Origin of the sequence: Telluribacter sp., from assembly GCF_035998675.1 — a bacterium.
In the GTDB taxonomy this organism is placed as follows: Bacteria; Bacteroidota; Bacteroidia; order Cytophagales; family Spirosomataceae; genus Telluribacter.
In genome coordinates this window covers 80,980-89,229 of sequence record NZ_DASYHI010000006.1, presented here as the reverse complement: position 1 = coordinate 89,229, position 8,250 = coordinate 80,980, and the positions used below count along the sequence as shown (strand labels likewise).

Annotated in this window: 4 protein-coding genes and 1 riboswitch; of the genes, 1 reads left to right on the top strand and 3 read right to left on the bottom strand. The window is 53.1% G+C overall.

The window, feature by feature from the left end; genetic code table 11:
* Nucleotides 1-184: 184 nt before the first annotated feature.
* Together VGN67_RS02015 and VGN67_RS02010 are read right to left on the bottom strand one after the other, a co-directional pair.
* The gene (locus VGN67_RS02015; RefSeq protein ID WP_327485092.1) at nt 185-2,707 is read right to left on the bottom strand and encodes a glycosyl hydrolase; all 2,523 of its coding nucleotides are present in this window, start codon (nt 2,705-2,707) and stop codon (nt 185-187) included.
* A 98-nt stretch (nt 2,708-2,805) separates the two neighbouring features.
* Nucleotides 2,806-3,624, bottom strand: a complete 819-nt coding sequence (locus VGN67_RS02010; protein WP_327485091.1) for a hypothetical protein — start codon at nt 3,622-3,624, stop codon at nt 2,806-2,808.
* A gap of 162 nt (nt 3,625-3,786) precedes the next feature.
* Nucleotides 3,787-3,859, top strand: a riboswitch (Fluoride riboswitch).
* A 51-nt stretch (nt 3,860-3,910) separates the two neighbouring features.
* Between VGN67_RS02010 and VGN67_RS02005 the strand changes: the two genes are divergently transcribed.
* The gene (locus VGN67_RS02005) at nt 3,911-5,221 is read left to right on the top strand and encodes a voltage-gated chloride channel family protein (protein WP_327485094.1); all 1,311 of its coding nucleotides are present in this window, start codon (nt 3,911-3,913) and stop codon (nt 5,219-5,221) included.
* Nucleotides 5,222-5,336: 115 nt separating this feature from the next.
* Here VGN67_RS02005 and VGN67_RS02000 read toward each other — a convergent pair whose 3' ends face one another.
* Nucleotides 5,337-8,156 (bottom strand): bifunctional YncE family protein/alkaline phosphatase family protein, encoded by a 2,820-nt coding sequence (locus VGN67_RS02000; RefSeq protein WP_327485090.1) that lies wholly within the window; start codon nt 8,154-8,156, stop codon nt 5,337-5,339.
* Nucleotides 8,157-8,250: the final 94 nt, after the last annotated feature.

Genomic DNA, 8,250 nt, shown 5'->3' with positions numbered 1-8,250 from the left:
AATTATTTTTTCGACAAATTGCCAGCAGGAGTCAGTCATTTCAGAGAAATTCTCTTTCATTTAGCTTGTTTGAGGTGAGATTCAACAAGCTAACGACTGACTCCTTTTATTGGTTTTATTCAATCCAAAACATATTCTAAGCTAAGTGAATTTTTTTTGCAGGACTGATAGTTATTCTAACCAACTACCACCACAACCGCACCGGCCCCAGCAACCCCGAAGGCATAGGCTCCCATTTGGATGCGTCGAAGCGCTTGTACTGAATATCCACGATGTTGATGTCGTAAAATTTCTTCCAGCCCGGCGATACCTTATCCACCAGCCGCATGTAGTTGGCGGAGAGGTTAGTAACTTCTATTTCGAGCAGATTTCCCTTTTCTTTCAAAATACCTTCGGGTAGTTCCAGCCGGAAAGGTACCGACCAGGCGGTACCTACCGGTTTGCCATTGAGGCGAACTTCGGCTACTTCCCGTACATCGCCCAGGTCCAGGGTTACGCCCTTACTTTTAACAACCGAAGCGGGTACATCAAAGCTGAGGGTATAGCGGGCGGTGCCGGTGAAGTACCCGGCTGAGTCGGATGTGGTGGTCCAGGAGGTAAGGGCAGGTAGGGTAGCCGAAGCGGGCAGGGAAGGTACCCCCTTTACAAAATCCAGCTTCCACTCTCCCGTCAACGCGTGTACCTGCTGGTTGGTAACGGGAGCCGGGGCGGATTGCTTCGACCGGGCTTCCCGCAAAAAGCAGGATTGCCCCGGTAGCAGCCGCAGGTATACTTCCGGCTGTCCGGCGGTAGTGCGGCCGGGGAGTACCGTAGTTTGGTCGGTGAGCGGGTCGTACTTTTCAATGCTACCTTTCAGATTGGCCAGCTTTATCCACCCTTCTTTGAACCTGTCGTTCAGATTAGCGATGAAGTACAGGGTACTTCCGTTCTGTTTTTTACGGATAAAGGTCAGGCCCTGCTCCGCCCATGTCTCCCGCTTGGCAAATTGATTCAGCGACTGTTGCCAGTTAGTACCTGAAAATACCTGAGAAGTAGTGCCTTGCAGTGCTTTCAGCTTTTCCTCAAATCGCTGCTGGCTTTGCTCGTGCTGGTGAAAACCGGTGGGGGAAGCAGGTACCTGTCCGGCGAATATGATTTTTGCTCCTGCTTTTGCCAATCGGCTCAACTGGTCCAGTGTTTCTTCGGGCAGGTAGGTACCTTCCGGAATAAGTAAGGTTTTATAGGTAGTACTACCCGAGCTAAGTACCCCGTTTTTATCAGCCTTCAGACGCGTCAGCTGTGCATCCGACACAAAATCAAAGGCGTAGCCCTGTTGCCAGAGTTGCTCGGTAAGCTGGCCGAAAGGAAGCTGAAGCAGCCAGCGGTCCACGTGGTGTACTTCCAGCAGATGAACTCCTCCCGACGATTTGGCCGGTTTGGCCCACAGGTCGTGAATCGGGAAATACACGAGTACGTCGTTGTCTGGCTGACTGTTCTGGAGTAGTGTCTGGCACCGTTCGATGTACCCGTTGAGCAGGGGCAAGTGCTCAAAGAAGTGGGAGGTAGGACCAAAGTGGGTGGAGGCATAGAACAGCCAGCCGGGGTAGGCTTCCCTAGCGGGGGAGTAGTTGGTGCCGTGAAAAAAGATATGGTTGATGCCCCCCGTAAAAAGCTCATCCACCTGCGGCTTCACCTGCGACAGCGCTACCTTGAAGTGATTGGCCAGCCAGGTAGCCGTTTCGGAGCTCACGAGTTTTTTGCCCGAAAAATGCGCCGCCGACGAGGCAAACTTCATCGCCAGCGGATGGGGAGTACCAAATCGGTCTACTTCGTAATCGGGGTCAATACGAACACCGGGAATGGGGAATTTACTGGTACCAAACGCTTCGGTTTCGGGTATGTCGGCTTCCTCGTACAGGTCCAGCAGGTTGCCGGGCGAGCCGTGGGCCTGGTAGCGGGTTACGAAGCCATGCTGGCGGCTCCACTCAGTCCAGGGACGGGCGTAGCGCTCCCGCAGGAGTTCGGCCAGGGTCTGGTGGTAGTCTACTCTTACCAAAGTACCTGGTACGCTGCCCGTTGTATCTAAAAACTGGGGGATTTGCTGCTGCAGGTCGTAGCCGCGGCGCTTTTTAAATTCTGCCAGAAAATCACCGGACCAGTTGGCACCGTACACTTCGTAGGAGTCGTTGTACATGGCGCGGGGGCGAACTTTAGTTTGGGCAAAAGCTGAGTCGAAGCGGGAGAGGTACTTTTGCATGGCTCCGGCACTGTATGGGTCCAGTACCAGGCCTTCGCCACCGGGGGCGGAGCGTTTCACCTGCTGGCGGGTAGGTTCGGCCACAAATTTTCCATTTACAACTTTCCACTGCTGGGCCGCCAGGTCTTTACTGACGTTGGGACCACCAAAGGGCCAGCCGGTTCCGGTAGCCATATCTACACCCATTCCAAGCCGCTTTCCTTCCCGCACCGTATGCTGCATCACGTCCAGCCACTTCTCGCTTAAATACGGAATGAATTGCTGCTCATAGCCCTTAACGCCGTAGATGGGAATAATAGTAACACCGCCCATACCGGCCTTCGCCAACTGCTGCAACTGCGTAGTGATGTCTTCTTTGGTCACCGCGCTGCCCATCCACCACCACTGGGTCCATGGTTTGGTAGTACTGACGGATTGGGCATCGAGACGCAGGCCGCAGAGGAGGAACAGGGATACGAGAAAGAGGCGCATGGGTAAGGATTTTAGTACAAAAGACTACAAAGCGCTGTTTCTACACTGACATGGAGGATTTATAGTTAACAGAATGCTTACAGCTTATGGCATAAAGCTTACTGCCAAAATGAAATCAGCGGTAGCTGCCGGATGGCCTGCCAGTAGGTCAGGATGGTAAAGGCCAGCATGAGCGCAAAGGTACCTGCTACCCAGTAGGTACCCCGGCGGGTACCGGACTGGCGAGTCCCGGACTGGCGAGTCCCGGACCGGCTACCGAGCCAGGCTCCCAACAGCATAAGTACCTGCAGGCCGTGCAGACCGATGAAGTGCGCTACCCGCAGGTCGCCGTACTGGGTACTCCAGTTGAGCAGGGGCAGGCCGGGACCGCCGTCGGCCGCGCCAACGGTGTGACCCGTCTGGCTGGACATGTACATGCCTTCCACGCTACCCAGTAGGAAAAGCAGCAGTCCTAACCGTACCCCCCATAGGTAGGGGCGGGAAAGTTGAGGAAAGCGGCCCCGAAAGTAACGGTAAGTCAGAGTTATGACCAGAATGGTATTATATAAAATAAAGATTCCCATCAGGGCATAAATAATAGCTCCTTCTGCTGAATCTGTATTGTAGTGTGATTTCAATCCCCGGGCCGCCTGCCCGATGACAGCTCCCATTTCAACTACAAAACAAATAATTATCTGCCACGAGAAAAGCCGGACGTAGCGTTTGTTGGGTATATCACCGGTGAGCCAGGCAAGGGTAAACAAGTAAATGCCCACCGAAATCATGAACTTAAAAGGCTTTATCCAAACGTTGATGCCCAGAAGCTGCTGATTGCTGAAGAGAATAAGAAAAAGGGAAAAGCCGGCTGCCACCAGATGAACAAGCCCGGCGTAGTACAATAAGGTGTTGCGTTGGCGGAGTTGGTTGAGAAAGTTCATGAGGAGCGGGCTTACCGTTTTAATTTAAAATTACGAATATTTTAAATATTATCTGAGGTCTTGCTGGTGAATCAGGTTTTTGGTGCTTCAAAGTAGTAAAGCGGCCTCTCCCTCAGATTTATTAGGCCAAATATGCATTTATTTAGAGCCAGTTTTTATTTTTACCACCAAGGCAATGGTGTCTGCCTGGAAACGTCCCGGATTAATGTCTGGGAATGATGGCGCCTACTGAATGACTACCGTCTTCGTAGACTATCTGTATACCTATACTACCGGGCACCTTACCATGATTTCAACCAAAGTAAAATTCCTTCTTCGCTCCTTTGAGCAAACGTCCTATTTATTATTTGTTGTCAAGTGGCTCTTCATTTCGGCCCTGGTTGGGGTACTGGCCGGTTCGGCTTCGGCATTTTTCCTTCTGTCGCTCGACTGGGTCACCAACTATCGGGAAGCCAATGGGTGGATTATCTGGCTACTACCGCTGGGTGGCCTTATTATTGGCCTTAGCTATCACTACCTGGGTCAGGATGTGGTCAAAGGGAATAATCAACTGCTGGAAGAGTTTCACAGCCCCCGCCAGATTATTCCGCTTAAAATGGCTCCGCTGGTTCTTTTTGGTACTTTGGTTACGCACCTGTTTGGTGGCTCGGCGGGTCGGGAGGGTACTGCTGTGCAGATGGGCGGTGCCATCGCCGACCAGTTTACGAGATGGTTTCGTCTAAAAAACCGCGACCGGAAGGTACTTTTGGTCATAGGAATCAGTGCGGGTTTTGCTTCGGTGTTTGGTACGCCGCTGGCCGGAACGGTGTTTGCGCTGGAGGTACTTGCCATCGGATTCCTGCGGTACGAAGCCCTTTTTCCCAGCTTGTTGACTGCCGTCATTGCTGATTATACCTGTCTTTGGTGGCAGATGGAGCATACCCGCTACTTTATTGCCGATATACCCGGTATGGAGCCGGTGTACCTGCTTTGGGCGGTTGGAGCGGGCATCCTGTTTGGCCTGACGGCCCTGATTTTCTCTATCATTGTTCATTTTTTTGGGGATGGATTCAAAGCCAGCATCAAGTACCCTCCCCTCCGACCGGTGGCAGGCGGTGCAGTTCTGGCAGTGGTAATTTACCTGATGGGTACTACCAAGTACATCGGTCTGGGTATTCCTACCATCGTGGCGGCTTTCAACGAACCTTTACCTCCGTACGATTTTCTGATAAAGATTTTGCTGACCACCTTTACTCTGGGCGCAGGATTTAAAGGGGGAGAAGTAACACCGTTGTTCTTTATCGGAGCTACGCTGGGTAATGCGTTGGCTCTGTTTATGCCGCTTCCGGTGGCGCTGCTGGCCGGCATGGGTTTCGTGGCTGTCTTTGCGGGAGCTACCAACACGCCCATTGCCTGTACTCTCATGGGTATCGAGCTATTCGGTATCGAAAGCGGCGTTTTTATAGGCATCGCCTGCGTGACCGCCTACCTGTTTTCCGGGCATACGGGAATCTACTCTTCCCAGGTGGTGGGGAGTCCCAAGCATAGCCTGTTTGGGCGGAGCGCCGGGAAGAGCCTTTTGCAGATAAGAGGTTTAAGAAAGAGAAAGGTTGAGTAATTTATATTCCAAATCATTAGTTTACTAGAAGTACTTTTCCAAAAGACACCCCTTCTCCTTAAAGGAAAAGGGGCAGGGCGGCCGCCGCGCGGGATGAGGTGAAAAGTGAGATGCCTTAAAAATCCCTTGGCGTTTCCATTTTCTTCTTTTTAATGACCCGTACCTTCCGCTTTGGCTTTTTCTCCGGCTTGTTTTTGAGTTCTTCGTCGTCTTCGGCGCGGCGCTTCTGCATGGTTTCGGTACGGTCCATTTCTTCGGATTCAGCGAAGGCTTTCCAGTCAAATTTTTCGTCGAATGGAGTGAGGGCTTTCTGGGGTTCAAATATCCGCGGGTCAATGGCCACGGCATTGTAAGGCGTAAAGTCAGGTTCGGTCGTAAACAGATCGCTCATGTCGGAGGCGGTCGCGTCGTACTGGTTCAGGTACGGGATGCCCAGCACGTGCCAGAAGGTTTTGAAAATACTGCCGAAGCTGTAGTGCTGGTGGCCCACGTAGTTTTTCTTTGCGTAGGGCGAAATGACCATCAGCAGACTGCGGTGCGCGTCCACATGGTCTACGCCGCCCTGGGGGTCGTCTTCGGTCACGACTATCATCATGTTTTTCCAGTAGGGCGTGCGCGAAAGAAACTCGATGGTGCGGCCCAAAGCCAGGTCGTTATCAGCCATATAGCTTTCGGTAAAGGGGAAACCCGCCGCCGGACGCTCGCGGGTACCGTGGTCGTTGGGCAGCATCAGGGTCAGGACTGAGGGCAGCGGCTTGTTAGCATCCATCCATTTTTCTTTAAACTCTTTCATAAAAACATCCGCCCGGAACTGATCGGGGATGGCCATGTTGTAGGTCGGGAATACCTTCGACGACTTATCGTACAGCGGGGCCGGCAGGGGGTAGTTGACGGTGTATAATTCGCCGATGTACTTCATGGTACTGTCGGAGTAGGCAGCGGCCATTTCAACCCCAAAGCCGTAGTTGAAGAAATCCTTCTTGTTGCGTTCCAAGTGCTCCCACATCGAGCCGGCCTCGTTGTAGTCTTCGGGATAAATACTGCCGGCCGAACCGTAGAAAGCCAGGTTACCGGGTGCGCTGGACGTATCGCGGAGGCTGCGACGACCGCCGTAGGCGGCGGCGGTACCCGTTTCTACCCACTCGTTGGGGTAGGTACTTACCAGCCAGCGGTGACCATCGGCCGATACGTCGGAGTCGCAGTAGTAGTTGTCCGACATGGCGTACCGACGAGCCAGCTGGTGGTGGTTAGGCATGATGTCGCCATTTTGTACCGAACGCTGCTTGTCGCGACTTACAAAGTCTTTCCGGAGGCCGTAGCGGGCAATGGTCGAGTCGCCGTTAGCACCCGGATGCTGTCCGAATACCTCGTCGTAGGTCCGGTTTTCCTTGGCAATAAATACAATGTGTTTGATGGGCGACTCGTAGGCACCCGGAAAGGGAGGGATAGGATTTCGGCGGCTGGCTGCCCTGACCTGGCTAAACCGGAAGTTGTTGTTTTTTACCTTCTCCGTCAGGGCAGGTAGTTCGCTGTCGACCGGTATATCCAGCACCGACACGGTACCTTTCATCAGGTTACCGATGTAGCTGCCATCAGGGCCGAGTACAAAGTTCTGTCCGCCGTTGGGACCGCTGCCGAAGCCCTTGGCGTTGGCTACAATGAGTTTTTTGCCATCCGGACTGGTTTTTAATTTAGACGGAAACCAGCCCGTCGGGATATGACCCAATACTTTCTGGGTAGGTATATCTACCACGGCTACGGCGTTGATGCCGGCCTCGGCTACGTACAGACGGCGCTGATCCGGTGATACCGTTACACCAAAGGGAATCAGTCCGCGCAGCTGACCCAGCCGGGGCTCAGGGTTGAGGAACAGGGTGTTGACTACGGTGTCTTTTTCCATGTCAATGACCGAAACGCAGTCGTTGTTGCCGTTGCTCACGAACACGTAACGGTCGGTAGCGGCTAGGGAGTTGGGGCTGCTGCCCCCCACGGCCGGGAAGTCCTCGACCATTTGCCCCACCAGAATACCCGTTTTGATTTTAGACTTCACCTTTGGCTGGCCATTGCTCAACTCGTAGCTCCATACCGAAAATGCTTCGGGCGCGTTGGGATCACCCAGTGCAGGTACCCCTTTTTCGGTTACTCCTTCCACCATTTCTCTGGAACCGTACTTCGTAGCGGGCCAGGTGTGGGCGGTTTCTTTCAGGTTATTGGGGTCGAGGTCGGTAAAGGGTTTGTATTCAAATACCCCCACATTGGCTACGTATACCCGCTGCTCGTTGGGCGACAGGCACAGCCCAAAAGGGTACCTGCCGGTAGGTATGTTGTGCCGGATTTTCTGGGTTTTGGTATCGATGACCAGCAGCCGGAAGCCAATCTGGTCCACGGCGTAGAGGGTACTTCCGTCCCTGGTAAGTACCATGTCGCCGATGTAGCCGTGGTAGTAATTGATGCCGTTGGCTTTGGTGGCGCAGTTGATAGTACTTTTTTTCTTTCCCGTCTTTAGGTCAAAAAGGAAAATCTGGTTGGTTTCGCCACCGGCTACGTACACCGACTGGTTATCGGGCGTGATGGCCAGGCCCATGAAGCAGGCTTCCAGAATACCGTTGTCGGTTTTGGCCCCTTCGGGTACCTGCTGTATGGCGGGATTGGCTCCCAGTACATCCCGGATAATGCTGATGGAAAATGGGTTAATACCCGAGTTAGCCGTAACGGCTACACTGCCATCCGCACTTAGCGCCAGTCCGTACGGGTGCGGGGCCACGGTAAGCTGTCTGCCGGTGGGGGTAATGTAGCGCCCGTTGGGTAGGGTGGTAGTACCTTCCCGGTCTATTTTCAGATAGCTGGTCCCGGCGGGGGTGTTGGCTACCCAGGTTTGCGCCTGAGTAGTAGCCAGGGGTAGGGTCAGGAGTAAGGGTAGTAGTATTTTTTTCATGAGTTACAAAATCAGTCGCCCCTCCGGGGCTTAAAAATGCTTCTGCTGTCAGTACAAGTAATAATTCAATAATCAGCCTTACCAGTGTTCGAAA

Coding starts and splice junctions, on each gene's coding strand:
- VGN67_RS02015 (WP_327485092.1), bottom strand. CDS start 2,707: ATGCGCCTCTTTCTCGTATCCCTGTTCCTCCTCTGCGGCCTGCGTCTC.
- VGN67_RS02010 (WP_327485091.1), bottom strand. CDS start 3,624: ATGAACTTTCTCAACCAACTCCGCCAACGCAACACCTTATTGTACTAC.
- VGN67_RS02005 (WP_327485094.1), top strand. CDS start 3,911: ATGATTTCAACCAAAGTAAAATTCCTTCTTCGCTCCTTTGAGCAAACG.
- VGN67_RS02000 (WP_327485090.1), bottom strand. CDS start 8,156: ATGAAAAAAATACTACTACCCTTACTCCTGACCCTACCCCTGGCTACT.